23 protein-coding genes are annotated in these 26,308 nt (G+C 57.8%); 8 read left to right on the forward strand and 15 right to left on the reverse strand.

Annotated elements, in window-relative coordinates:
- Positions 1–57: 57 nt before the first annotated feature.
- The 5 genes from ubiB to udp form a co-directional block, all read right to left on the reverse strand.
- Positions 58–1,698 (reverse strand): ubiquinone biosynthesis regulatory protein kinase UbiB, encoded by a 1,641-nt coding sequence (gene ubiB, locus K5I40_RS23015; protein WP_039031188.1) that lies wholly within the window; start codon positions 1,696–1,698, stop codon positions 58–60.
- Positions 1,695–2,300: a ubiquinone biosynthesis protein UbiJ gene (ubiJ, locus tag K5I40_RS23020; protein WP_223075766.1), complete on the reverse strand. Its 606-nt coding sequence runs from the start codon at positions 2,298–2,300 to the stop codon at positions 1,695–1,697. The genes ubiB and ubiJ overlap by 4 nt, the downstream gene beginning before the upstream one ends.
- Positions 2,301–2,313: 13 nt before the next feature.
- Positions 2,314–3,069 (reverse strand): bifunctional demethylmenaquinone methyltransferase/2-methoxy-6-polyprenyl-1,4-benzoquinol methylase UbiE, encoded by a 756-nt coding sequence (ubiE, locus tag K5I40_RS23025; RefSeq protein WP_039031190.1) that lies wholly within the window; start codon positions 3,067–3,069, stop codon positions 2,314–2,316.
- Between the two features lie 66 nt (positions 3,070–3,135).
- Entirely contained in the window at positions 3,136–4,584 is a 1,449-nt protein-coding gene (gene rmuC, locus K5I40_RS23030; RefSeq protein ID WP_223075765.1) for a DNA recombination protein RmuC, read from the reverse strand.
- 140 nt (positions 4,585–4,724) lie between these two features.
- On the reverse strand, positions 4,725–5,486 hold the full coding sequence (gene udp / locus K5I40_RS23035) for a uridine phosphorylase (protein WP_039031192.1): 762 nt from the start codon (positions 5,484–5,486) through the stop codon (positions 4,725–4,727).
- Between the two features lie 251 nt (positions 5,487–5,737).
- On the opposite strand from udp, the gene K5I40_RS23040 reads away from it, so the two are divergent.
- From K5I40_RS23040 to K5I40_RS23055, 4 genes are all read left to right on the forward strand, one after another.
- Positions 5,738–6,544 (forward strand): dienelactone hydrolase family protein, encoded by an 807-nt coding sequence (locus K5I40_RS23040; protein WP_223075764.1) that lies wholly within the window; start codon positions 5,738–5,740, stop codon positions 6,542–6,544.
- A gap of 179 nt (positions 6,545–6,723) precedes the next feature.
- Positions 6,724–8,535 (forward strand): beta-glucoside-specific PTS transporter subunit IIABC, encoded by a 1,812-nt coding sequence (locus K5I40_RS23045; RefSeq protein ID WP_223075763.1) that lies wholly within the window; start codon positions 6,724–6,726, stop codon positions 8,533–8,535.
- Positions 8,535–9,998: a glycoside hydrolase family 1 protein gene (locus tag K5I40_RS23050; RefSeq protein ID WP_223075762.1), complete on the forward strand. Its 1,464-nt coding sequence runs from the start codon at positions 8,535–8,537 to the stop codon at positions 9,996–9,998. Before K5I40_RS23045 ends, K5I40_RS23050 begins: the two co-directional genes overlap by 1 nt.
- 23 nt (positions 9,999–10,021) lie before the next feature.
- Positions 10,022–10,858 (forward strand): transcription antiterminator, encoded by an 837-nt coding sequence (locus K5I40_RS23055; protein WP_223075761.1) that lies wholly within the window; start codon positions 10,022–10,024, stop codon positions 10,856–10,858.
- 96 nt (positions 10,859–10,954) lie between these two features.
- Here K5I40_RS23055 and metE read toward each other — a convergent pair whose 3' ends face one another.
- Entirely contained in the window at positions 10,955–13,216 is a 2,262-nt protein-coding gene (gene metE, locus K5I40_RS23060) for a 5-methyltetrahydropteroyltriglutamate--homocysteine S-methyltransferase (RefSeq protein WP_223075760.1), read from the reverse strand.
- Between the two features lie 116 nt (positions 13,217–13,332).
- Here metE and metR point away from each other — a divergent pair, with 116 nt between their 5' ends.
- The gene (gene metR, locus K5I40_RS23065) at positions 13,333–14,286 is read left to right on the forward strand and encodes an HTH-type transcriptional regulator MetR (RefSeq protein ID WP_072036703.1); all 954 of its coding nucleotides are present in this window, start codon (positions 13,333–13,335) and stop codon (positions 14,284–14,286) included.
- Here metR and K5I40_RS23070 read toward each other — a convergent pair.
- The 3 genes from K5I40_RS23070 to pldB all read right to left on the reverse strand — a co-directional run bounded on the left by K5I40_RS23070 (position 14,174) and on the right by pldB (position 16,974).
- Positions 14,174–15,073, reverse strand: a complete 900-nt coding sequence (locus K5I40_RS23070; protein WP_039031199.1) for a carboxylate/amino acid/amine transporter — start codon at positions 15,071–15,073, stop codon at positions 14,174–14,176. The genes metR and K5I40_RS23070 overlap by 113 nt on opposite strands.
- An 82-nt stretch (positions 15,074–15,155) precedes the next feature.
- Positions 15,156–15,956: a sugar/pyridoxal phosphate phosphatase YigL gene (yigL, locus tag K5I40_RS23075; RefSeq protein WP_139563806.1), complete on the reverse strand. Its 801-nt coding sequence runs from the start codon at positions 15,954–15,956 to the stop codon at positions 15,156–15,158.
- Between the two features lie 25 nt (positions 15,957–15,981).
- A complete protein-coding gene (pldB, locus tag K5I40_RS23080) occupies positions 15,982–16,974 on the reverse strand; it encodes a lysophospholipase L2 (RefSeq protein WP_139563807.1) in 993 nt (330 codons plus the stop codon).
- Between the two features lie 109 nt (positions 16,975–17,083).
- Here pldB and rhtB point away from each other — a divergent pair, with 109 nt between their 5' ends.
- On the forward strand, positions 17,084–17,704 hold the full coding sequence (gene rhtB, locus K5I40_RS23085) for a homoserine/homoserine lactone efflux protein (protein WP_223075759.1): 621 nt from the start codon (positions 17,084–17,086) through the stop codon (positions 17,702–17,704).
- Here the strand turns inward: rhtB and rhtC are convergent.
- From rhtC to pldA, 3 genes are all read right to left on the reverse strand, one after another.
- Complete coding sequence (gene rhtC / locus K5I40_RS23090; protein WP_139563809.1) at positions 17,701–18,321, reverse strand: threonine export protein RhtC; 621 nt, start codon at positions 18,319–18,321, stop codon at positions 17,701–17,703. The two genes, rhtB and rhtC, sit on opposite strands and share 4 nt — an antisense overlap.
- Positions 18,322–18,382: 61 nt before the next feature.
- Positions 18,383–20,212, reverse strand: a complete 1,830-nt coding sequence (gene recQ, locus K5I40_RS23095; RefSeq protein ID WP_138370969.1) for an ATP-dependent DNA helicase RecQ — start codon at positions 20,210–20,212, stop codon at positions 18,383–18,385.
- A gap of 91 nt (positions 20,213–20,303) precedes the next feature.
- A complete protein-coding gene (gene pldA, locus K5I40_RS23100) occupies positions 20,304–21,164 on the reverse strand; it encodes a phospholipase A (RefSeq protein WP_039031205.1) in 861 nt (286 codons plus the stop codon).
- Positions 21,165–21,322: 158 nt separating this feature from the next.
- Here pldA and yigI point away from each other — a divergent pair, with 158 nt between their 5' ends.
- Both yigI and rarD read left to right on the forward strand, forming a co-directional pair.
- A complete protein-coding gene (gene yigI, locus K5I40_RS23105) occupies positions 21,323–21,790 on the forward strand; it encodes an acyl-CoA thioesterase YigI (protein WP_039031206.1) in 468 nt (155 codons plus the stop codon).
- A 51-nt stretch (positions 21,791–21,841) separates the two neighbouring features.
- Entirely contained in the window at positions 21,842–22,738 is an 897-nt protein-coding gene (gene rarD, locus K5I40_RS23110; RefSeq protein WP_223075758.1) for an EamA family transporter RarD, read from the forward strand.
- Positions 22,739–22,818: 80 nt separating this feature from the next.
- On the opposite strand, the gene corA is transcribed toward rarD, so the two are convergent.
- The 3 genes from corA to uvrD all read right to left on the reverse strand — a co-directional run bounded on the left by corA (position 22,819) and on the right by uvrD (position 26,289).
- Positions 22,819–23,769, reverse strand: a complete 951-nt coding sequence (gene corA, locus K5I40_RS23115) for a magnesium/cobalt transporter CorA (protein WP_039031208.1) — start codon at positions 23,767–23,769, stop codon at positions 22,819–22,821.
- 151 nt (positions 23,770–23,920) lie between these two features.
- Positions 23,921–24,064, reverse strand: a complete 144-nt coding sequence (gene ysgD, locus K5I40_RS24190) for a YsgD/CorL family protein (RefSeq protein WP_353620505.1) — start codon at positions 24,062–24,064, stop codon at positions 23,921–23,923.
- A 62-nt stretch (positions 24,065–24,126) separates the two neighbouring features.
- Entirely contained in the window at positions 24,127–26,289 is a 2,163-nt protein-coding gene (gene uvrD, locus K5I40_RS23120) for a DNA helicase II (protein WP_039031209.1), read from the reverse strand.
- Positions 26,290–26,308: the final 19 nt, after the last annotated feature.

Here is a 26,308-nt window from a genome sequence, read left to right on the forward strand (position 1 = left end):
ATGATAAATTAATCAGGCCGCATTATACGTTATGCGGCCCTGCGATAGCGATGCAATTCAGCGCGTTTTACGCCATCCCGCCAGCCAGACCACCACGCCGCCGGCCATCAGCCAGGCGGGCATTAACTCCCAGTCAGGGCGGTTTATCAGCAACAGCGTGCCGCTTAACAGCAGCGTGGCGCCAATGCCAAACAGATACCGGGACTGGCCCTGACGCACATGGTTGGTTTGCAGTTCGCGAGCAATTTTATCCACGCTGTGTTCCAGGTTCTTGCTCTGACGCAAACTGTCATACACCAGTTCCGGCAATTCGGGCATTTTTTCAATCCAGAACGGCGCTTTCTCTTTCAGGGAGCGGAACAGGGCAGGCAGACCCACCTGATCTTTGATCCATGACTCAAGGAAAGGTTTTGCCGTTTTCCATAAGTCTAACTGAGGATAGAGCTGTCTCCCCACCCCTTCAACGTAAAGTAATGTTTTCTGAAGTAAAACTAATTGCGGCTGCACTTCCATATTAAAGCGGCGGGCGGTGTTGAACAGGTTCAGCAGCACATGGCCAAATGAGATCTCAGCCAGCGGCTTCTCGAAGATCGGCTCGCACACCGTACGAATGGCGAACTCAAACTCTTCGACGTTGGTATCCGGCGGAACCCAGCCGGAATCGACGTGCAGTTCGGCCACTTTGCGGTAATCGCGGTTAAAGAAGGCGATAAAGTTCTCTGCCAGGTAGCGCTTATCTTCTTTGTTCAGCGAGCCGACGATACCGCAGTCGATGCCAATGTATTGCGGATCTTCAGGATGTTCGTAGCTGACGAAGATGTTGCCCGGGTGCATGTCGGCATGGAAGAAGCTGTCGCGGAACACCTGGGTGAAGAAGACCTGCACGCCACGCTCCGCCAGCAGCTTCATGTTGGTGCCCTGCTTTTCCAGGGTCGCGACATCAGAGACCGGGATCCCGTAGATGCGCTCCATCACCATCATGTCCTGACTGCAGTAGTCGGAATAGACTTCCGGCACGTACAGCATCGGGCTGTTTTCAAAGTTACGGCGCAGTTGAATGGCGTTTGCCGATTCACGCAGCAAGTTCAGCTCATCAATCAGCGTCTTTTCATATTCGCGCACCACTTCCAACGGGCGCAGGCGACGGCCATCCGGCAGCAGGCGCGGCACCCAGCGGGCGAGACGGTAGATGAGCTTCATGTCGGCTCTGATGATTGGCAGAATATCCGGGCGGATCACCTTGATGACCACCTCTTTGCCATTCTCTTTCAGCCGTGCGGTATGCACCTGGGCAATGGAGGCCGAGGCCAGGGGTTGAATGTCAAAATCATCAAACCAGCTCTCTACCGGGATATCGCCCATCGCTTTTTCGATCTGCTGCTTTGCCAGCCGACCGTCGAACGGGGCGACTTTGTCCTGCAGCAGGGCCAGCTGATCGGCAATCAGGGGTGGGAAGAGATCGCGGCGGGTCGAGAGCATCTGGCCGAACTTGATCCACACCGGACCCAGCTCCTGCAGCGCCAGACGCAGCCGTTCACCAAGCAGCTTGTCTTTATGACGATTTGGCATCCAGAAAAGCGTTTGCCGCCAGAGGCGCAGCGGCAATGTGATGCGCATTCGAGGGATCAACTCATCGAGCCCGTAGCTCAAAAAGGTGCGGATGATAAAATAGAGGCGCCGAATTTCACCTGGCGTCATTTGCCCTCCAGCTTTTCAAGCCGTTTTGTCAGTGCGTCAACCGAACGCTCAACCGCGGCGGTTTCTTCTGCAAACCATGCCGCTTCCAGCGGCCCGGGCGCCATACGCCACTCTTCGGTAAGCACTTCCGCAGCATAGCGCTGTTGACGCTGAAAACCTTTCTTCAGAAAAGAGGCGCCGCCGCGCAGCACTTTACCGATCCCCTCTGCGGCAATATCGCCCGTCCAGGGGGCCAGCAGCTCGGCCGGATCGAATTCCGCCAGATCGGCCAGCGCAACGAAGTTCTGCACCACCTGAATGTCGCCTTCGACCTCCAGCTCACCGCTGCGGATCAGAGCAGTGAGCTGCTGGCGATCGCGCAGTTTAGGCAGCGTGCTCATATGGGTGATAACGGAGCAGTCCGCCTCGCCTTCCCACTCGCCCAGCACGTCGAGTTGGCACTCGCTGAAAACCAGCACCAGAGGGGTCGAAAACTCTTTTACCACCACCCGCAGCACCTTGCCGTTCAGCCGCTGACGCGCCGTTTTCAGCGCAGGTGAGCGATACAGAAAAGTATTGAGTACGTTCTCAACGCCCGCTGTGATCAAGGGTTTAAACGGCATTCGCCACCTCCACTCAGAACTTGTAACCGCGATGCAGCGCCACAACGCCCGCCGTCATGTTGAAGTAATTAACATTGTCGAAGCCTGCGTCCTGCATCATGGCTTTCAGGGTGTCCTGGTTGGGGTGCATACGGATAGATTCGGCCAGGTAGCGATAGCTGTCGGCGTCGTTAGCCACCACTTCGCCAATGCGCGGCAGAATGTGGAACGAATAGGCGTCGTACGCTTTGCTCAGCGGCTCAATAATCGGTTTGGAGAACTCCAGCACCAGCAGACGTCCACCCGGTTTCAGGACACGGTACATGGAACGCAGCGCTTTCTCTTTATCGGTGACGTTACGCAGACCGAACGAGATGGTGATGCAGTCAAAGGTGTTATCCGGGAAAGGCAGCGCCTCAGCGTTAGCCTGGACATATTCAACGTTGCCGACCACGCCGATATTGCGCAGTTTTTCACGACCCATTTTCAGCATGGAGTCGTTGATGTCAGCCAGCACAACGCGGCCGGTTTCACCCACCAGACGCGAGAATTTCGCCGTCAGGTCGCCGGTACCGCCCGCCAGATCCAGCACGGTTTGCCCACGACGTACGCCGCTACAGTCAATAGTGAAGCGTTTCCACAAGCGATGAATGCCAAATGACATCAGGTCATTCATTACATCGTACTTCGCCGCCACGGAATGGAATACGTGGGCCACCATGTCAGCTTTCTGCGCTTTAGCGACAGTCTGAAAGCCAAAGTGCGTTGTGTCTTGTGAATCTTCAACCATCTCAGAGCCTGCTTATCAGTCAAATGTACGAGAAGTGTAACAGATTGGGCGCATTTGCCCTACGATTCAACCTCCCCGGGAATAACGCTCCAGGGGGTCTGCCGGTGCGTGAGCATCCGCTAAGGTGTTGTTTGTCTTTTGAACAGCCCCGTCATTGCGCAGCCGGTACTCTTCATCCTGCGCGGTGGCCTGCTCGACCAATTCCGGATTAATCTCGCGTTTAACTTCCACGCCAAGGCTGCGGAAGGATTCGGCCTGTGCCAGCAGGTTTCCGCGCCCGGACGCCAGCTTTTTCATCGCCTGGCGATAGTTCTCCTGGGCGCGATCCAGGCTCTGCCCGACCGAAGACATATCATCGACGAACAGGCGCATTTTGTCGTACAGGCGGCTGGCGCGATCGGCAATCTGCTGGGCATTGCGGCTCTGGTGCTCGTAGCGCCAGAGGTTAGCGATGGTGCGCAGCGCCACCAGCAGCGTGGTCGGGCTCACCAGCATAATGTTGTTTTTCAGCGCCTCGGAGATCAGCTCCGGCTGACGGTCCAGCGCCAGTAAGAAGGCCGGCTCAACCGGGATAAACATCAGCACGTAGTCCAGCGAACGCAGGCCGGGAAGCTGCTGATAATCTTTGCGCCCCAGCAGACGGATATGGTTACGCACCGAGGCAATATGCTCCTGCAGCGCCGCCTCGCGGGTGTAGTCGTCCTCGGCGTTGAAGTAGCGCTCATAGGCCACCAGCGTCATTTTGGCGTCGATGACCACGTCTTTTTCCTGCGGCAGACGGACAATAACGTCGGGCTGCATTCGCGCGCGATTCTCCGTTTCAATGCTGACCTGGGTCTGGTATTCATGCCCTTCGCGCAGGCCGGAGGCTTCCAGCACGCGGGTCAGGACAACTTCCCCCCAGTTACCCTGAGTTTTATTGTCGCCTTTCAGCGCTTTGGTGAGGTTGATTGCCTCCTGCGCCATTTGGGCATTCAGCTGCTGGAGGTTGCGGATCTCATGGGCCAGGGTATGCCGCTCCCGCGCCTCCTGGCCAAAGCTGTCCTGCACCTGACGACGAAAACCGTCCAGCTGTTCACGCAGAGGCGTCAGCAGGCCGTTCAGGCTCTGGCGGTTTTGTTCATCGACACGGCGATTGCTCTGCTCAAAGATGCGGTTCGCCAGGTTTTCGAACTGCTCGCTCAGACGCTGTTCGCTGTTGATCATCTGGCGGATTTTGTCTTCCGCATGCAGTTGGGTCGATTCCAGGCGGGTGGTGACTTCGCGCAGGTCGGCTTCCAGCGAGGTGTTGATATCCCGCAGATTGCGCAGTTCGTTATTGAGCAGCTCGCACTCGTCGCGCCAGTGCCCGCTTTGGGCAATGTTCTGTCGCAATGCGCTGAGATCGGCCACCATCTCTTCACGTTCGGCCAGCTGATCGGCTTTTTGCTGCGCATGCTGGTAGCTGGCGAACAGCCAGCCCACGCCGACGCTAACCAGCGCAATAACGGCATAAAAAAGGACAGAGATATCCACGACGCCCCCTGCATCAAGGTATGACCCGCACAAAATAGAATTGTGCTGTATAAACGTCCAGTTTGAAAAGAGTTTTCTGCGAGGCGTTACGCAAAGAAAAAGGCCGAACGGGTCGGCCTTTAGCGTAGAAAAGGGGAGAATTACAGCAGGCGGCGGGCCGCTTCCACCACGATTTTCACCGCGTGGCTTTCGGTCTGCTTCATGGTCTCGGCGTTCGGGATCTCTTGCTGAGTCCGGTTAACAATGACACCTGCAACCATACCGGCACGCAGACCCTGGCTTGCGCACATGGTCAGCAGCGTGGCGGATTCCATTTCATAGTTCATCACGCCCATGGACTGCCACTCTTCCATTGAGCCTTTGAAGCGGCTAACCACGCGACCGGAGAAGGTGTCGTAGCGCTCCTGGCCTGGGTAGAAGGTGTCAGACGAGGCGGTTACACCCACGTGGGTGGTTGCGCCAACGGATTTCGCCGCTTCCACCAGCGCGGTGGTGCACTCGAAGTCGGCCACTGCCGGGAACTCCATCGGCGCAAAGTGCAGGCTTGCGCCATCCAGACGAACGGACGCCGTGGTGACCAGCACGTCGCCAACGTTGATATGCGGCTGGATTGCGCCGGTGGTACCGATACGCAGGAAAGTACGGATGCCCAGCTGCGCCAGCTCTTCAACGGCGATAGAGGTAGACGGGCCACCAATACCGGTTGAACAGACGATTACCGGTTTTCCGTCCAGCTCTGCGCGCCAGGTGGTAAATTCACGATGAGATGCCAGCTTAACCGGCTTATCCATCAGCGCGGCGATCTTTTCCACACGCTCTGGATCGCCAGGGACGATAGCGAGCGTAGCCCCTTGTAAATCGTTTTTAGTGAGGCCGAGATGAAAAACATCAGACTTAGACATAGAAAACTCCTCTGTGGGTCAGTTTGTCAGCAGAAGCAAAGCGGTACTTTACCGAAGCAAACAGCTTATTTTCGTGACAGACATCACCGGGAATGAAATTGATTGCAGTTAATTACCATAAAAAGGTGACTAACATCACATTAACAAGTTATATCGATCACGCTTGCACAAAAGATAGCCTGTTTCGGGCACTGTGGATTGATAACCTGCGGACTATATTTAACTTTGCGCTAATTGGTACGGAGAATGCCATGACTGGAAAAACTGGATTTGCACCTGCTGCTGACCTACAAACGTCAACCGTAGTCACCACCGCCGGCGATGCGATTTCCGCCGGAGAGACCTCCATTCCGACCCAGGGCGACAATATGCCCGCTTATCATGCCCGGCCAAAAGATGCGGAAGGGCCGCTGCCGATCGTCATTGTGATTCAGGAAATTTTCGGCGTGCATGAACATATTCGCGACCTCTGCCGTCGTCTGGCGCTGGAAGGGTATCTGGCGGTCGCACCGGAGCTCTATTTCCGCCAGGGCGATCCGAACGAGTACAGCGACATCCCCACCCTGTTCAGCAACCTGGTGAGCAAAGTGCCGGACGCACAGGTGCTGGCGGATCTCGATCACGTCGCCAACTGGGCAGCGCGCAATGGCGGCGATCCCCATCGCCTGCTGGCGACCGGCTTCTGCTGGGGCGGGCGCATCAATTGGCTGTATGCCGCGCACAACCCGCAGCTGAAAGCGGCCGTGGCGTGGTATGGCAAGCTGGTCGGCGAGAAGACCCTGAATTCACCGAAGCATCCGGTTGATATTGCCACCGATTTAAACGCCCCCGTGCTTGGGCTCTATGGTGCCGAAGACACCGGCATTCCGCTGGATACCGTCGAGACGATGCGTCATGCCCTGCGGGCGGCAAACGCAACGGCGGAGATTGTGGTCTATCCGGGCGCGGGACACGCGTTTAATGCCGATTACCGACCGAGCTATCACGAAGAGTCAGCGAAAGATGGCTGGCAGCGAATGCTGGCGTGGTTCCGCCAGTACGGCGGTAAAAAAAGTTAAGCGGCTCACATTTCAATACGCAAAGAGACGTGACCGTTTGACTTTTAATCACAATCCGGACGATATAAAAACCACAGGCGTGTAACTACGATCCGTAGGCAAGACCTGAACCCCCTCTCCGTTTTCGAGCGCAGAGGGGGTTCAGGTCTTTTTTTTGCTCTGGAGACAGGGGCCAGAACATGAACCACTTGCAAACAGCGCTGGAAATCATCGCTCAGGTCGGCGGTGCTGAAAATATCGAACATATCGAACACTGCTCTACCCGCTTGCGGCTGAGCCTGTATGACAATAACAAGGTCAATGAGACGGCACTGGCAAAGGTCGACGGCGTCCTGGGCGTGCGGGTGAACGTGCAGTGTCAGGTGATTATTGGTCATGACGTGGTGCAGGTTTTTGAAGCGGTGCGCTCGCTGGTGGGGTCGCCTCAGTCCGCAGGCCAACACGCGGCGGCTAAAACCTCGCGTGGCGCGCAGATTGTCGATTTCGTCATCAGCGTTTTTCAGCCGCTGGTGCCTGCCATTGCCGGTGGCGGCGTGCTGAAGTCGCTGCTGCTGTTGCTGGACGTCATGGGCTGGCTCAGCCGCGACAGTTCAACCTACAAGGTGCTGGATAACATCGGCTCTGCGCCACTCTACTTCCTGCCCATTCTGGTGGCGATCACCACGGCGATGAAGCTGAAAGTGAACGTACTGGTTGCCGTCTCGGCGGTCTCCGTCATGGTGCTGCCGGCAATGACCAAACAGCTGGCAGACGGCACGGCGTTCATGTCGTTTGATCTGCGCAACGTGGCCTATGCATCGCAGGTCTTCCCCGCCATTCTGTGCGTACTCTTTTACGCCCAGACGGAGAAGCTATTTAACCGCTATTCCCCCGGCGCGCTGCGCATTTTCCTCTCGCCGATGCTCTCTCTTCTGGTGACGGTCCCGGTCACGCTGCTGATCCTGGGACCGCTGGGTTACGAGTTGGGAGCCGGCCTGGCAACGGTGATTTTGTGGCTGTACGGCAAACTTGGCTTTGTGGCAACCGGGCTGCTGGCCGCCGCCCTGCCCTTTATGGTCGCCGCCGGGATGCACAAGCCGATGCTGCCGTACGCCGTGGCCTCCATGAGCCAGTTCGGGCGCGAGATGCTCTATCTGCCGGCCTCTCTGGCGCACAACATTGCCGAGTCCGGGGCCTGTCTGGCGATTGCGCTCAAAAGCAAAGATAAGGTGCTGAAATCCACCGCCTTCTCCGCCGGGATCTCCGCGCTGTTCGGCATTACCGAACCGGCACTCTATGGCGTCACTTTGCTGAATAAAAAAGCGCTCTACAGCGTGATCCTCGGCAGCGTTGTGGGCGGGGCATTTATCGGCTGGATGGCGATTGAGGCCTTTGCGCTCGTCGGCCCTGGGCTTGCCAGCATCTCGATGTTTGTCTCGCCGGATAACGCCATGAATATCGTCTGGGCCTTTGCCGGGGCAGGGTTATCTTTTGCCGTGGCGTTTATCAGCGCTCTGCTGCTCTGGCGCGATAAAGCGTCTGAAAAAAGCGACGCGCTGAGTTTCACCCGTCCGGTCGAGGGGCAAATCATCCCGCTTGAGAAGGTAAACGACGACGTTTTCTCCCGCAAAATCATGGGCGATGGGATCGCCATTATCCCTTCTCAGGGGGTACTGCGTGCCCCGGCGAATGGAACCATCGTGAACGTATTTGAAAGCGGCCATGCGCTGAGCCTGCTCACCGATGCGGGCGTCGAGCTGATTTTCCACATCGGTATCGACACCATCAGGCTGCAAGGCGAAGGCTTTTCCCCACGGGTGGTGGAAGGCCAGCACGTAAAGAGCGGCGACACGCTCATTGAATTTTCTCTTGATACCATCACGGCCGCCGGGCTCGATCCGGTGGTGATGATGGTGGTCACTAACGGCGAACGCTTTTCGCTGACACCAGGTAATACCGACGATAAGAATCCAGACCCGCATATCATCATGACGCTTAAGGAGTCCGTGTAATGGAAAAATCCCTCCCGTTTCCGCAAGGTTTTTTATGGGGCGGCGCGATAGCCGCCAATCAGGCCGAAGGGGCATGGAATGTGGATGGCAAAGGGCCCTCCGTCGCTGACGCCATCACCTGGAAGCCCAACCTGTCCGTGAAGGATTACAGTGGCCATATGGCGCTGACGGACGAGAATATCCGCGACGCGTTTGAAGGTAAAAACGACGCGCGCTATCCGAAGCGCCGCGGCATCGATTTTTATCACCACTATAAGGACGATATCGCCCTGTTTGCCGAGATGGGCTATAAGGTGCTGCGCGTGTCCATCGCCTGGTCACGTATCTTCCCCACCGGCGAAGACAGCGCGCCCAATGAGGCGGGACTGCAGTTTTATGAAGACATGTTCCGCGAATTGCGTCGCCATAATATTGAGCCGCTGGTGACGCTTTCTCACTACGAGATGCCGCTGGCCCTGAGCGAAAAATATAACGGTTGGGTGCACCGCAACGTGGTGGATGCTTTCGTGCGCTTCAGCAACGTCTGTTTTGACCGCTACAAAGAGCTGGTGCGCTACTGGCTGACGTTCAATGAGATCGACAGTATCCACCGCCACCCGTTTACCACCGCGGGCATCCGCGAAGAGAAAAGCGCCCCCGGCAAAGCGCAGCAGGATATCTACCAGGGGCTGCATCACCAGTTTGTCGCCTCTGCGCTGGTGACACGCTACTGCCATGCCAAAATCCCGGGTAGCCAGGTCGGGTGCATGCTGACCAAGCTCACGACCTATCCCCACAGTTGTCGTCCCGAAGATGTGGAAGCGACGCTGAAAAAGAATCTGGAGAACTACTTCTACGCCGACGTTCAGGTATTTGGCGAATATCCGCCGTTGATCCTGCGCGATCTTGCGCGTCGTGACATTCAGATCCAGATGCAGGCCGACGATCGGCGTATTTTAAAGGATCATACCGTCGACTTCGTCTCCTTTAGTTACTACATGTCGATGACCGAATCGACCCAGCCGGACGTTGAGCGCATCCCGGGCAATACCGTTCTCGGGGTGAAAAACCCCTACCTGCCCGCGTCCGAATGGGGCTGGCAGATCGATCCTGTCGGGCTGAAAATCTCCCTGCTGGAGCTATACGACCGTTACCAGAAGCCGCTGTTTATCGTTGAGAACGGTCTGGGCGCGAAGGATGTGGTCGAAAACGGCGAGATCCACGACAGCTACCGTATCGACTATTTCCGCGCCCACTTCGAGCAAACTTTGGCAGCTATTAATGAAGGGGTGGATGTGATGGGATTCACCACCTGGGGATGCATAGACATTATCAGTGCGGGCACCTCGCAGATGTCTAAGCGCTACGGTTTTATCTATGTCGATCAGGATGATGAAGGCAACGGCACGCTAAAACGCCTGAAAAAAGACTCCTTCTGGTGGTACAAAAAAGTGATCGCCAGCAATGGCGCAGACATGAGCTAACCGGCCATGCCGCAGGAATAACCGTGATAACGATAAAAAAGTCGCTTAATAACAGTATGCTGCTGGTCGACAGCGATCAGCGGGAGATGATTTTGTTCGGCAAGGGGATCGGCTTTGGGGCGAAACCCGGTACCAATATCGACCTGACGCAGGTGGAGAAAGTATTCCTGCCGCTGAGCGATCTTAAATCCCGCCATTTTTTATCCCTGACGGACACCATTCCTGCGGCCTTCTTCGACATTAGCCATGACATTCTTACCCTCGCGCGCAGCCTGTGCGGAGATAAGCTCAATTCCGTCTTGCTGTTTACCCTGGCGGAGCATCTGCATTTTGCGGTGGAGCGCAGCCGGAGCGGGCAGACAATCCTGAATAAGCTGAGCTGGGAAGTGAAGCGCTACTATCCGCAGGAGTACAGCGTGGGGTTGCAGGCGCGCGCGCAGGTCAATGAGAAGTTTGACGTTGCGTTACCTGAAGACGAGGCGGTAAACATCGCCTTTCATCTGATCAACGCCAGCAGCCAGGACGACGACAGCACCGCTCATCAGCAGGTTGAACTGGTCAACCGCATCGCCGATATCGTGCGCTATAAACTGGGCAAAGCCGTCGATACCCGGTCGGTTAACTACATGCGCTTTATCACCCATCTGCGTTACTTTGCGGAGCGGGTACTGGCCGGGAAAATCGCCCTCAGCGAGACCGAAGATTTTTATCAGGAGCTGATGCGCCACCGCCCGGACGCGATGACCGTGGCATGGGCGATCCGCGATTACGTGCAGGATAAATATCAGCTCACCCTGCCGAAAGATGAGCTGACGTGGTTAAGTATTCATATCAGCCGCCTGATGGACGGGCAGGCGTAAAATGCCCGGTGGCGGCTACGCCTTACCGGGCCTACAACTGCAGCGAATTGTAGGCCGGGCAAGCGAATGCGCCGCCCGGCAATCGTGCCGCCGGGATTAACCCTGGCGCAAATTCTGCGCTGCTTTAACCATGTTCGCCAGCGCGGCGCGGGTTTCTGGCCAGCCGCGGGTTTTGAGGCCGCAGTCCGGGTTCACCCACAGGCGCCCGGCCGGAATACGCTGGGCCGCTTTCTGCAGCAGGGCTTCGATCCACTCTACGCTGGGCACGTTCGGGGAGTGAATGTCGTATACGCCCGGCCCGATTTCGTTCGGGTAGTCGAACTCTTCAAACGACTCCAGCAGCTCCATATCGGACCGTGAGGTTTCGATGGTGATCACATCGGCATCCAGCGCGGCGATGGAATCCATAATGTCGTTGAACTCGCAGTAACACATGTGGGTGTGGATCTGGGTATCATCCTTGGCCACCGCGGCGTTAATGCGGAAGGCCTCTACGCCCCATGCCAGGTAGGCATCCCAGTCGCTGCGACGCAGCGGCAGACCTTCGCGCAGCGCCGGTTCGTCAATCTGGATAATGCCGATGCCCGCCGCTTCCAGATCCGCCACTTCATCGCGCAGCGCCAGGGCGATTTGCTTGGCGATGGTTTCACGGGTCACGTCTTCACGCGGGAAGGACCAGCAGAGGATGGTCACCGGACCGGTCAGCATGCCCTTCACCGGCTTGTCGGTCAGAGACTGGGCATACTTTGCCCACTCCACGGTGATCGCTTCCGGACGGCTGACGTCGCCGATCACCACCGGCGGCTTCACGCAGCGGGAGCCGTAGCTCTGCACCCAGCCGTTCTGGGTAAAGACGAAACCGTCCAGGTGTTCACCGAAGTACTCCACCATGTCGTTACGCTCGGCTTCGCCGTGAACCAGCACGTCCAGACCCAGGCGCTCCTGCTCCACAATCGCCTGTTTGATGTGTTCAGCGATGCCGGTGCGGTAGTTGCCCGCATCCAGATTGCCCTTTTTGAAGTCCAGACGCAGGCCGCGGATCTCGGTGGTCTGCGGGAAGGAGCCGATAGTGGTGGTCGGCCATGCCGGGAGCTTAAAGCGCGCGCGCTGGGCTTCAGCACGCACTTCATAGGCGCTCTGGCGCTGGCTGTCCTGAGCGGTGATGGCGGCCAGACGCTTCGCCACCGCCGCATTGTGCACGCGGGTCGAGTGGCGACGGGCCTGGATTGGCGCGCTCCACGCGGTAATCGCCATGGTGTCGCCGCTGTTCAGCGCATCGCGCAGCAGGGCCAGCTCTTCACACTTTTGCAGGGCGAAGGCAAACCAGCTTTTCACTTCTTCGTCCAGCCGGGTTTCGACGCTCAGGTCGATCGGGCTGTGCAGCAGAGAGCAAGATGAGGCTACCCACAGGTCACGAACGCCTGCGATGTCTTTAATCTGGGCATATTTCTCAGTCAGATCGGCACGCCAGACGTTACGACCATTTACCAGACCCGCAGAGAGCAGCCAGTCGGACGGCAGGCGGGCATTCAGTTCCGCAACATCATCTTTACCCTGCACCAGGTCAACGTGCAGGCCCTGCACCGGCAGCGCGGTGATGGTATCGAGGTTCGGCGTGACGCCTTCAAAATAGGTGGTGAGCAGCAGCTTCACCTGACCCGCGAGAGCGTCGTAAGCCGGTTTGAAGGCATCCAGCCACGCCTGCGGTAGCTCCAGCACCAGCGCCGGCTCGTCGATCTGTACCCACTCCACGCCGCGTTTTGCCAGCTCGCCCAGCACCTGCTGGTACACCGGGAGGATGTCATTCAGCAGGCTCAGGCGGTCAAACTGCTCGCCCTTCACCTTGCCCAGCCAGAGATAAGTGACCGGCCCCAGCAGAACAGGTTTTACCTTGTGGCCCAGGGCCAGCGCTTCGTCCACTTCGTCCAGCAGTTGGGTCCAGGTCAGTCTGAACTGCTGACCCTTCACAAATTCCGGCACCATGTAGTGGTAGTTGGTGTTGAACCATTTGGTCATTTCCGCTGCGGCTGCCGGTTCACCGGTGGGGGCGCGGCCACGGCCAATGCGGAACAGGGTGTCGAGATCGACCGATCCATCTTTGTTCTGATGACGAGCCGGCACGTTGCCAAGCAGCAGGCTGGTAGTCAGAACATGGTCGTACCAGGCGAAATCGCCCACCGGCAGCAGATCAACGCCTGCCTGTTTTTGCTGATCCCAGTGACGGGCGCGCAGCTCGCGGCCGACGGCCAGCAGCTCGTCACGGGTGGCGTTGCCCGCCCAGTAGCTCTCTTGCGCTTTTTTCAGCTCGCGACGAAGACCGACGCGCGGGAAACCGAGGGTGTGATTAATGATTGTCATGATATGTCCCCTGTGAATTTTTAGGATTTAGCCGTCCAGATGTTTACACTTCCATAATGTGAAGGTACTGTATATTCCTCAAGCGCAAATTGCTCATGGCGAAGTGAAGGACATTCATGATCGAGATTAAACACCTGAAAACGCTCCAGGCGTTGCGGAACTGCGGTTCTCTTGCGGCGGCGGCGGCCACGCTGCATCAGACCCAGTCCGCCCTTTCCCACCAGTTCAGCGATCTGGAACAGCGCCTTGGCTTTCGTCTGTTTGTGCGTAAGAGTCAGCCACTACGCTTTACGCCGCAGGGTGAGATCCTGCTGCAGCTGGCGAATCAGGTGTTGCCGCAGATCGCCAGCGCGTTGCAGGCCTGCCATGAGCCGCAGCAGACCCGACTGCGCATCGCCATCGAGTGTCACAGCTGTATCCAGTGGCTGACCCCCGCGCTTGAGAACTTCCGCCAGCGTTGGCCGCAGGTGGAGATGGACTTTAAATCCGGGGTGACCTTTGATCCACAGCCCTCCCTCCAGCAGGGCGAGCTGGATCTGGTCATGACCTCGGATATTCTGCCGCGCAGTGGCCTGCACTATTCGCCAATGTTTGATTTTGAAGTGCGCCTGGTGCTGGCCCCGGATCACCCGCTGGCCTCCAGAACGCGTATTACGCCGGAAGATCTGGCGACCGAAACGCTGCTGATCTACCCGGTTCAGCGCAGTCGTCTGGATATCTGGCGTCACTTCCTGCAGCCGGCCGGCATCAGCCCGCAGCTGAAAAGCGTGGATAACACCCTGCTGCTGATTCAGATGGTGGCGGCCAGAATGGGCATCGCGGCGCTGCCGCACTGGGTGGTGGAGAGCTTTGAACGCCAGGGTCTGGTGGTGACCAAAACCCTGGGCGAGGGATTGTGGAGCCGGCTGTACGCCGCCGTGCGCGACGGCGAGCAGCGACAACCGATTACCGAAGCCTTTATTCGCTCAGCGCGGAATCACGCTTGCGATCATCTGCCATTTGTCCGGAGCGCGGAGCGACCCAACGGCGATGTACCCACAGTGAAGCCAGGATCACCGTCCCCCCAATAATGAAACTTGGCCAGTGCGGCTGTTCCTGCCAGATGGCGAGGTTCACCAGCAGGCCCGCAGGGACGTGAACGTTGTTCATGATCCCGAGCGTCCCGGCGTCCACCTGCGTGGCGCCATAGTTCCACATGAAGTAACCCAGCCCCGATGCCACTACGCCCAGCCACACCAGCACGCTCCACTGCAGCGTGGTGGTCGGCAGCTTCTGTGGATTCCCCAGCATGAACCACGCCGCAACCGCAACGATTGCCGCTCCCATATAGAACCAGGCAAAGGCGTTATGCTGCGGCATCGGACGGGTTTCCATCAGACGTTTGTAGCCCACCATGCCGATGGCAAAGCTGATATTGGCGAGCTGGACGAACATCAGCCCGGTCCAGAAATGGTCGCTTACTTTGTCGTAGCGAATGATCGCCGCGCCCACCACCGCCAGCGCTGCGCTCAGCAGATAGCCCCAGCGCAGGCGGCGTTTGCTGAGCAGATCGTAAATCAAGGTGATATAGAGCGGGGTGAGAACGGTGAACAGCAGGAATTCCGATACCGACAGGTAGACGTAAGCCCGGAAGCTGAACAGGTACATGATGCCGAGCTGCATCGCACCCACCAGCATGTAGAGCAGAATAGTTTTCAACGTTTGCCCGCGCGTACGCAGGAACGGCAGGAACACCAGCGCCGCCAGCCCCACGCGCATCAGCACCGAGAAGTAGCTGTCGACATGGCCGGCAAGGTATTCGCCGATCAGGCTAAAAGAGAAGGCCCACAGGATAGTGGTGATAATGAGTAGCGCCACAATGCTTGTCTCTTGAAAAGATGGACAGGCATTGTAGCGAACTCTTCGGTTGACAACTGAGCGTTAAACAACCAGGTGAAGATTATTCAAGAAACAGCTTACGCAGGTATTTTGGCACCGCGTTGTCAGCGTTGGTGCCGATCACTTCCAGCTCCGGATGGAGATCTTTCAGACGCTGGTGAGCGTTTTCCATGATGCAGCCCTTACCCGCCATCGACAGCATCTCGGCGTCGTTCATGCCGTCGCCAAAGGCGATGCAGTCCCGCAGATCAAAGCCCAGACGTTTAGCCACCGCTTCCAGGGCATGCCCCTTGGAGACGCCGCCCGCCATTACTTCCAGACAGGTCAGCGTGGAGAAGCTGACGTTAACCCGGTCGCCCCAGCGGGCATTAATCGCCTGCTCCAGTGGAAGCAGCGCTTCGTGGTTGTCGGAGGTGAAGAACACTTTGCTGATGCCTTCCGGATCCAGCAGGCCCGGTTCATACAGCGAATAGTTAAAGACCGCCTCTTTGAAGAAACGCATCTCGTCCGGGCGGTGACGGTTCATAAACCACTCATCATCGCGATACACGTTAGTGATGATGTCGGGGCTGTTATGCATGATACCGAACAGATCGGTGGCAATGTCGCGATCGAGGTTATGGGTGAAGATCAGATTCCCGTCCAGATCGTGCACGCGGGCACCGTTGGAGGTGATCATGTAAGATTTGATCTCCAGATTATCGCGGATCTGCCCCACATCGACGTGGTGGCGGCCGGTAGCGAAGACAAAGTTCACGCCACGGGCGGTCAGGAGTTTTAAGGTCTCTTTCGCGTAAGGCGATAAAGTGTGGTCGGGAGAGAGCAGCGTGCCATCTAAATCAGACGCGACAACCTGGTACATAGAAAAATTTAACCTCTGGTGAATATCAGTTATGCCTGCCGAAAAAGTCGACGATGGCGTGGAGTGCGACTGAGCGCATGGCGTCCTTTTCGAAAAGGATCTCATGGTACGCGCCGTTTATGACCAGCGGTTTACCCCCTTCACAAGGGTGTCCGGCTGCGGCTCGCAGTTCACAAAAGCGGTCGTGCATGCGGTTATCCACCACCCGCTCCTCTTCAGCCTGAAGAATGAGCGTTGGCGTGTCGTCCTGACCGGCACCTGCCAGCGCCTGTTCCCCTGCCAGTATGCCTTCGCGAACCCAGTGCCAGGTGGGGCCGCCAACGCGCAAGCGCGGTTCATCGGCATAGAAACGCAGGTTACGGCGATAACGTTGCTGGCTGTGGGTTAAGACGTTGATGGCAAAAGGCAAAGCCCGCCAGCGCCCTGTTCCGATGGCGTAGCTTTCACGAATGCGCTGATGGCCCTCAGCCCAGTCGAGAAGATGGCGCACCATCCAGTCCGGAAAACGTATCACAATGCCATACATCGGCGCGGTAAGCGCAATGGCATCGCACTGGTGATCGTAGCGCTGCAAAAAGAGCGTAGAAATAGCACCGCCCATGGAGTGTGCAAGAATATAGCGCTTGCGCCACGGGCCGGGCTGCACTTCCTGTTGCCAGAATGCGGCCAGATCGTCGACGTAATCACTGAAGTTATCCACGTGACCACGATGGGTATCCGGCAACATCCGACCGGAAAGCCCCTGTCCGCGATGGTCGATAATTAACACATCAAAACCCAGATGGAACAGATCGTACGCCAGCTCGGCATATTTGACGTAACTTTCGATACGCCCGGGGCAGACTACAATCACCCGGTCATTTTTTTCATCACGGAAACGAACGAAGCGTACCGGAATATCCCCGACGCCCGTAAACGCATCTTCCTCACGCTGACGCCAGAAATCGGTCAATGGCCCCATGGAGAAAGCAGCAAATGCCTTTTCTCGCGTTTCCCAGTCTTTATTCTGCTGAAACATCGGGTTTACGCCCCTGTAAGCCAAGGAATATCGTTTTTTCGGGACAGGCCGCATAATGACGTAACATTAGCGTATTGTGGCATAAAAATAGACGATTCGGGAGTTTCAAATGTCCTTCGAGTGGTGGTTCGCTTACCTGCTGACATCCATTATCCTCAGCCTTTCGCCGGGCTCCGGGGCGATCAATACCATGACCACCGCCATAAACCACGGCTATCGCGGCGCAGCGGCATCGATTGCCGGGTTGCAGACCGGGCTGGGCATTCACATCGTGCTGGTGGGCGTGGGGCTCGGCACGCTGTTCTCCCGTTCGGTGCTGGCCTTCGAAGTGCTGAAATGGGCCGGGGCCGCCTATCTTATCTGGCTGGGTATTCAGCAGTGGCGCGCCGCGGGCGCCCTCGATCTGAACACGCTCGCCCACACGCAAAGCCGGGGCAAGCTGTTTAAACGGGCGGTGTTTGTGAATCTGACCAACCCGAAGAGCATCGTCTTTCTGGCCGCCCTGTTTCCGCAGTTCATCGTGCCGCACCAGCCGCAGATCATGCAGTACGTGGTGCTCGGCGTAACGACCATCGTGGTGGATATCATTGTGATGATTGGCTATGCGACGCTGGCGACGCGGATTGCGGTATGGATTAAAGGGCCTCGCCAGATGAAGGCCCTGAATAAAGTGTTTGGTTCGCTGTTTATGCTGGTAGGCGCGCTGCTGGCATCAGCAAGGCACGCTTAGCGCGACAGGATTAGGTGAATACCGAAGCCGGCGAACAGCGCGCCGGCAACGCCGTCAATCCACTTCGCCAGACGCTGATAGCCGCGACGCATCGACGGCAGCGCAAACAGGCTTGCCACCACGGTGAACCAGGCGAAGGTCTCCACTACGATCAGCAGGAAAATGCCCCAGCGCGCACCGGCGCCGACGTCTTCGCCCACGAACAGTGAAAATACCGACCCGAAATAGATAATCGCTTTTGGATTGGCGAGGTTGGTCAGCAGCCCTTTCACGAAGCTGCGTCCGCCAGCCGCCAGCTCCATTTTTGGCTCTGGCGCTTCGTGATCGTCTTTCTTAAACGCCCCACGCAGCATCTGGTAACCCATCCAGCACAGATACAGACCGCCGCCGACCATAATGATGTTATGCAGCCAGGCCATCTTAGCGAGGATCAGGTTCAGGCCCAGCAGTGCCAGGGCAGCCCAGACCATTACGCCAAGGGTAATGCCCAGCACGCCCATCATCGCCTCTTTGCGCGAACGGCTCACCGCCGTTTGTGAAACGAAGAAAAAGTCGGGGCCAGGGCTCATCAGCGCCACAATATGCACCAGCGCCACGGTCAGAAACAGGGTTAACATAATTAACTCGCGGGGGAATAGTTCAGGGAGCAATCATCCTGGCACTTTTTTGCCGGGCTGACTACTCCTCATCATCACCATCGGCGTGGGAGCGAATAAGCGCCATAAACTCTTTGCCAAAGCGCTCCAGTTTGCGCGTTCCGACGCCGTTGACGCTGAGCATTTCGCTGGCGCTGAGCGGCATCTGCTCGGCCATCTCAATCAGGGTGGCATCATTGAACACCACATACGGCGGGATATTTTCTTCGTCGGCGATGGCTTTGCGCAGCTTACGCAGCTTGGCGAACAGCTTACGGTCGTAGTTGCCGCCGTAGGATTTCTGCATCACCCGCGGTTTCAGCGCCACCACGCGCGGCACGGCGAGCTGTAATTCGACCTCACCGCGCAGCACCGGACGGGCGGCTTCGGTGAGCTGCAGCGCCGAATGCTGGGCAATATTCTGGGTGGCAAAGCCGAGGTGGATAAGCTGGCGGATCACGCTGACCCAGTGCTCGTGGCTCTGCTCGCGGCCAATGCCGTAGACCGGCAGCTTGTCATGCCCCATCTCGCGGATACGCTGGTTATTAGCCCCGCGCAGCACTTCCACCACGTAACCCATCCCGAAGCGCTGGTTGACGCGACCAATGGTGGAGAGCGCCTTACGCGCGTCCATCAGGCCGTCATACTGCTTCGGCGGATCGAGGCAGATATCGCAGTTGCCGCAGGACTCCTGTCGGCCCTCGCCAAAGTAGTTCAGCAGCACCAGACGACGGCAGGTTTGCGCTTCGGCAAACGCGCCCATCGCGTTGAGCTTGTGGCGTTCGATATCCTGCAGCGCCCCCTGGGGCTTCTCCTCCAGGCAGCGGCGTAGCCAGGCCATATCCGCCGGATCGTAGAACAGCATCGCCTCGGCAGGCAGGCCGTCACGCCCGGCGCGGCCGGTCTCCTGATAGTAGGATTCGATATTGCGCGGGATGTCGAAATGCACCACAAAGCGCACGTTCGGCTTGTTGATGCCCATCCCGAAGGCGACGGTGGCCACCACGATCTGCAGGTCGTCGCGCTGGAATTTCTCCTGCACGTCGGCACGAATGTGGTTTTCCAGCCCCGCATGATAGGCGGCGGCGCTGAACCCGCGGCTTTGCAGACGGGCGGCGGTGTCTTCGACCTTCGCCCGGCTGTTACAGTAGATGATGCCGGACTTACCGCGCTGCTCCTGGACATAGCGCAGCAGCTGATCGAGCGGCTTGAACTTCTCCATCAGCATATAGCGGATATTCGGACGGTCGAAGCTGCTGACCTGAATCAGCGGATCGTTGAGCCCCAGCAGGCGCACGATATCCAGCCGGGTGGTGTCGTCGGCGGTAGCGGTGAGCGCCATAAACGGCAGCTCGGGGAAACGCTGACGCAGCTGGCCGAGCGCGGCATATTCCGGGCGGAAATCGTGCCCCCACTGGGAGATACAGTGCGCTTCGTCCACCGCCAGCAGCACCGGGTTCCAGTGGGCCAGATGGTCAAGGAAGTTATCCAGCATCAGGCGTTCCGGGGCGATATACAGCAGGCGAACCTGCCCGGTACGGCACCCGGCCATCACCTCCTGCTGCTGCTCGCGGGTCTGGGTGGAGTTTAGACAGGCCGCCGCCACGCCGTTTGCCAGCAACTGGTCGACCTGGTCTTTCATCAGCGAGATCAGCGGTGAAACCACCACCGTCAGGCCATTCAGAACCAGCGCGGGAACCTGATAGCACAGCGATTTGCCGCCACCGGTCGGCATGACCACCAGGCAGTCACGGCCCTTAAGGGCGGTGTTGATGATGGTTTCCTGGCCCGGGCGGAACTGGTGATAGCCAAAGGTTTCATGCAAAACCTGTTTAGCCAGCGACTCCTGATTAACGACTTCCGCCTGCACCACATCAACCCCATTTGCCCGAAATAAAAACAGGCGCTATTTTCAGCGCCTGCGAGAGAAACTTCAACGTTTAAGACAAAAACATTCGAGGAGGCTAGAAAAGATCGTTCAGCATCACGCCCACACCGACACGGGTCTGGCTGAAGTTGTAGTCGATCAGAGATTCGCCATAGCCGCTGTAGACCTGCGTATACAGGCGAACATGTTTGGTCAGCGGGTAGCTGACGCCCATTTCGGCGCCGCCATAGCCGGTGTTCCAGTTGTACTGCCCCTTCACGCTCAGCACCGCCTCGCCCAGCTGATACCCTACCCGCAGCTGGTAGTAGCCCATGTATTTGGTGATATCCGGGTTATCGTCGGTATTGCCCACCACGTACCAGGGCTTCACCTCCACCAACCAGTTACCGTTCTGCGCCATCAGGCGGGTATAGAGACGGTTCCAGCTGCGTGAGGTGGGGTCGGAACGGCCGTTGGATTGATGGTTATAGCCAAACTCCACGTCCCGCAACGTCCAGCCCGCCAGCGAGTAATCGGTGGCAAAGCCGAGGAACAGCTGGGGCTCGTAGTTGGTTTCACGAAACGGCGAGGATTCATCGCTGTTGGATAACTGCCACCAGGATTTCTGCGTGTAGGAGCCACCCAGAATGGAATTCGGCCCCAGAATGCCGCGCCACAGCGGGAAGGCGAGACTCAGCTGGAATTTCACCTCATCTTTATGCGAATCGTCGGCCCAGTCGTAGGTTTTGATCGCCTCTTTGTTGAGGTCGCTGGTGGCGGTATAGATCAGATAATTGCTGTCGTAAGGATAGAGCGTGAAAGGATTATCGTGCTCCTCCAGCAGGTTAGCGATGATGCTGCCCCGCACGGCAGGCACCTCCTGCGTTGTCGCTTCCTGTGCAAATGCCGTAAAGGGCAGCGCAGCCGCCGCCGTTAGCCCGGCCAGATATGTCCGCATCGGTGATGCTCTCCTGCAAAAGCGTTTTAATGAAGAATTATTTGGATCCCTTTTAACATATTTAATTATTAGTGGCTTCACCTGCGCTCCGAATCTGGCAATTCATATTGCTGAGGAATAAAATCAACATTCTTTTAACAATAAGGATGTGACGTGCTATGTCTGCCACGCTTACTGCCGAAGAAGCGCTGAAGCTTGTCGGCGAGATTTTCGTCTACCATATGCCGTTCAACCGCGCGCTGGGGCTGGAGCTGGAGCGCTACGAGAAAGATTTCGCCCGGCTCAGTTTTAACAACCAGCCGATGATGGTCGGCAACTGGGCGCAAAGCATTCTCCACGGTGGCGTGATCGCCTCTGCCCTCGACGTCGCCGCCGGCCTGGTCTGCGTCGGCAGCACCCTGACCCGCCACGACACCATCAATGAAGATGAGCTGCGCCAGCGCCTGTCGCGGATGGGCACCATCGACCTGCGCGTAGACTATCTGCGCCCTGGCCGCGGCAATCGCTTTACCGCCAGCAGCAGCCTGCTGCGCGCGGGCAACAAAGTCGCCGTCGCCCGCGTGGAGCTGCATAACGAAGAGCAGGTCTATATCGCCAGCGCAACTGCCACTTATATGGTGGGTTGAGAAGGTAAAATCGGGTAAAATTGCGTTACTTTTTTGTAACGGGTTTTCCTGATGGATGCTAAACAGACGCGGCAGGGCGTTTTACTCGCTCTTGCCGCTTATTTTATTTGGGGTATCGCGCCCGCGTACTTCAAGCTGATTCACTACGTCCCTGCCGACGAAATTCTTACCCACCGCGTGATCTGGTCGTTTTTCTTCATGGTGGCGCTGATGAGCGTGAGCCGTCAGTGGTCTGGGGTTAAAACGCTCCTGCAAACGCCGAAAAAGATCTTCCTGCTGGCGCTGTCCGCCGTGCTGATTGGCGGCAACTGGCTGCTGTTCATCTGGGCGGTGAACAACCAGCACATGCTGGAGGCGAGCCTCGGCTACTTCATTAACCCGCTGGTGAATATCGTGCTGGGGATGCTGTTCCTCGGCGAGCGCTTCCGCCGGATGCAGTGGCTGGCGGTGATCCTCGCCCTCTGCGGCGTACTGGTTCAGCTCTGGACCTTCGGCTCGCTGCCGATCATCGCCCTGGGGCTGGCGTTCAGTTTTGCCTTCTATGGCCTGGTGCGTAAGAAAATCGCCGTGGAAGCACAAACCGGGATGCTGTTTGAGACCCTGTGGCTGCTGCCGGTCGCTGCGATTTACCTGTTCGGCATCGCCGACAGCAGCACCAGCCATATAGGCAGTAACCCGTGGACGCTGAACCTGATGCTGATGGCGGCCGGTGTGGTCACCACCATCCCGCTGCTGTGCTTTACCGGGGCCGCGACGCGTCTGCGCCTGTCAACGCTGGGCTTCTTCCAGTACATCGGCCCGACGCTGATGTTCCTGCTGGCGGTGCTGTTCTACGGTGAAGTACCGGGGGCGGATAAGATGGTGACCTTTGGGTTTATCTGGGTCGCGCTGGCGGTGTTTGTGGCGGATGCGATCTATACCCAGCGCAGGACGCGCAAAGGGCTTTGATTTTTGCCGGATGCGCTTCGCTTATCCGGCCTACATTTGGCGTAGGCCGGGTAAGGCGTAGCCGCCACCCGGCATAACCGTCATAACCAGTTACGGCGCTTGAAGTAGAGATACGGCGCCAGTCCCGCGAGCACCATAAAGACAATTGCGCCAGGGTAACCAAAGCTCCATTTCAGCTCCGGCATAAACTCGAAGTTCATCCCGTAGCTCGACGCCACCAGCGTAGGCGGCAGAAACACCACCGAAACCACCGAGAAGATCTTGATGATGCGGTTCTGCTCGATGTTGATAAAGCCCATCGCCGCCTGCATCAGGAAGTTCACCTTCTGGAACAGGGATTCGTTGTGCGGCAGCAGGGATTCGATATCACGCAGGATCTCGCGCGCCTGCTCCAGCTGACCGCCCGGCAGACGCGCCTTGCGCACCAGGAAGTTCAGCGCGCGCTGGGTATCCATCAGGCACAGACGCACTTTCCAGCCGATATCTTCCAGCTCTGCCAGCGTTGACAGCGCTTCGTCGTACTCATCGCCCTGGTGTCCTTCCATGATCACCCGGCTCAGCTCTTCCAGATCGCTGTAGATGTTTTCAATCTCATCCGCCAGCTGTTCGATTTTGGTTTCAAACAGGTCGAGCAGCAGCTCGTAGGCGTTGCCGTCCACCATCGCCTGGTTACGGGCGCGCATACGGTAGAGACGGAACGCAGGCAGCTCACGCTCGCGCAGGGTAAACAGGCGGCCATCGCGGATGGTAAATGCGACGGTGGAGTTACCGGCGTGATCTTCGGCGTCTTCAAAGAAGAAAAAGGAGTGAATGTGCAGGCCGTCTTCGTCTTCGAAGAAACGGGCGGATGCTTCGATGTCTTCCAGTTCCGGGCGGGTTGCCAGGCTTTGTCCGAGCTCAGATTGCACGCGCAGGCGTTCGTCATCATCCGGCTCGACCAGATCCACCCATACGGCATCAATGAGGGGTTGTGACTCTTCAGCTTCAAGCCGAATCAGTCGGTTTTTTTCCAGTTGAAATGCGCTCAGCATGACCGGGACTCCCAATGCAAAAAATATCGGACAGTTCGGTGGGCACACAGAAACATATTGGGTTTCAGACCATTAAACAGCCTGACTCAGCGCGACGGGAATAATGCAGGTCGCTGACAACCACTAAGGCCATCAGCAAGAGGAGATAGCCTTAGGAGTTGTTCCTGGATGACAGGGAATTGAGCCAGTATTTACTGGGTGTGTCCAAGGCGAATGTCCTCTTAGCGTAATCGTGCGCGCATGTTACGCCAGCAGTAACGGCGGCGTCAACTCGCAACGAAACGCTGAAGAACATTAAATGCCCTTCAACGTATAAGCCTGGCAGATTATTACAAAATAGTGATATTTTTCTGAATCTTAAACCGCTTCAAGCCTGGCGTAAGCCGCAACCAGCCATTTGATCCCCTGGCCCTGGAACGCCACCTGCAGGCGACTGTGCTCGCCGCTGCCTTCCAGATTCACAATGGTGCCTTCGCCAAATTTGGCATGACGCACGCGCTGGCCGAGCTTGAATCCGCTGTCGCTTTCCGACACCGGCGTACCCAGACGCTGATGGCTCACCGGACGGCTGATGCTGGCGCGCAGGCGCACCTCTTCCACGCACTCCTCCGGCAGTTCGCCAACGAAGCGCGACGGACGGTGATACACCTCTTTACCGTACAGACGGCGGGTTTCGGCGTAGGTCAGGGTCAGCTTTTGCATCGCGCGGGTCACGCCCACGTAGGCCAGACGACGCTCCTCTTCCAGACGCCCGCCTTCATCCAGCGACATCTGGCTTGGGAACATCCCCTCTTCCATACCGACGATAAACACCTGCGGGAACTCCAGACCTTTGGCGGAGTGCAGGGTCATCAGCTGAACCGCATCCTGCCAGGTGTCGGCCTGCCCTTCGCCCGCTTCCAGCGCGGCATGGGACAGGAACGCCTGCAGCGGCATCAGGTCTTCGTCTTCTTCGTTGTAGCTGAACTGGCGCGTCGCCGTCACCAGTTCCTCTAAGTTCTCGATACGCGTCTGGCCCTTCTCGCCCTTCTCCTGCTCGTACATCATGCGCAGGCCGGAATCTTTGATCACCCGGTCGGTCTGAACGTGCAGCGGCATATCGGCGGTTTCCTGAGCCAGCGCGTCGATAAGCTCCAGGAAGCGCTGCAGCGCGCTGGCGGCACGCCCGGCGAGCGCCCGCTCCTGCAACAGCTCGCGACACGCCTGCCACAGGGTCAGCTGCCTGTCGCGGGAGGTCTGGCGCACCACGTCGAGGGTGCGATCGCCGATGCCGCGGGTTGGCGTGTTGACCACGCGCTCAAACGCCGCGTCGTCGTTGCGGTTGGCAATCAGGCGCAGATACGAGAGCGCGTCTTTAATCTCCTGGCGTTCGAAGAAGCGCATGCCGCCATAGATGCGGTACGGCATCCCCACCTGGAGCAACGCCTCTTCCAGCACACGCGACTGGGCGTTGCTGCGATAGAGAATGGCGCACTGCTCAAGCGCGCCGCCGTTGTCCTGCCAGGTTTTGATCCGGTTAACCACGAAGCGGGCTTCGTCCAGTTCGTTAAACGCGCAGTAGAGAGAGATCGGCTCACCGTCGACGCCGTCGGTCCACAGCTTTTTGCCCAGACGCCCGTTATTGTTTTCAATCAGGGCGTTGGCCGCGCTCAGAATGTTGCTGGTAGAGCGGTAGTTCTGTTCCAGGCGAATGGTCTCTGCGCCCGGGAAATCTTTCAGGAAACGCTGGATGTTCTCGACCTGCGCGCCGCGCCAGCCGTAGATCGACTGGTCATCGTCGCCGACGATCATCACTTTGCTGGAGTCGCCCGCCAGCAGGCGGATCCAGGCGTACTGAATGTTGTTGGTATCCTGGAATTCGTCGACCAGGATGTTGGTAAAGCGTTCGCGATAGTGCTGCAGGATATGCGGCTTGTTCAGCCACAGCTCGTGGGCGCGCAGCAGCAGCTCGGCAAAATCCACCAGCCCGGCGCGATCGCAGGCTTCCTGATAGGCCTGATAGACCTTCTGCCAGGTCTGCTCAATCGGGTTGCCAAAGCTCTGGATGTGATGCGGACGCAGCCCTTCGTCTTTCTGGCTGTTGATGTACCACATCGCCTGACGCGGCGGCCACTGCTTCTCGTCGAGGTTCATCGCCTTGATCAGGCGCTTGAGCAGACGCAGCTGGTCTTCGCTGTCGAGGATCTGAAAATCCTGCGGCAGGTTGGCGTCCATATGGTGCGCACGCAGCAGGCGGTGCGCCAGCCCGTGGAAGGTGCCGACCCACATGCCGCCCTGGCTGGTGCCCATCAGCTGGGCGATACGGTGGCGCATCTCAGCCGCCGCCTTGTTGGTGAACGTCACCGCCATAATGGAGTACGGCGAGCAGTTTTCCACGCTCTGCAGCCAGGCGATACGGTGAACCAGCACGCGTGTCTTACCACTGCCCGCCCCTGCCAGCACCAGCATATTGGTGCGCGTCGCGGCAACCGCGTCACGCTGTTTGTCATTAAGGCTGTCGAGCAGGTAAGAAACGTCCATTGGGCACCGCCGCAAAGAG

It is taken from the genome of Leclercia sp. LTM14 (genome assembly GCF_023736175.1).
In the GTDB taxonomy this organism is placed as follows: domain Bacteria; phylum Pseudomonadota; class Gammaproteobacteria; order Enterobacterales; family Enterobacteriaceae; genus Enterobacter; species Enterobacter barmai.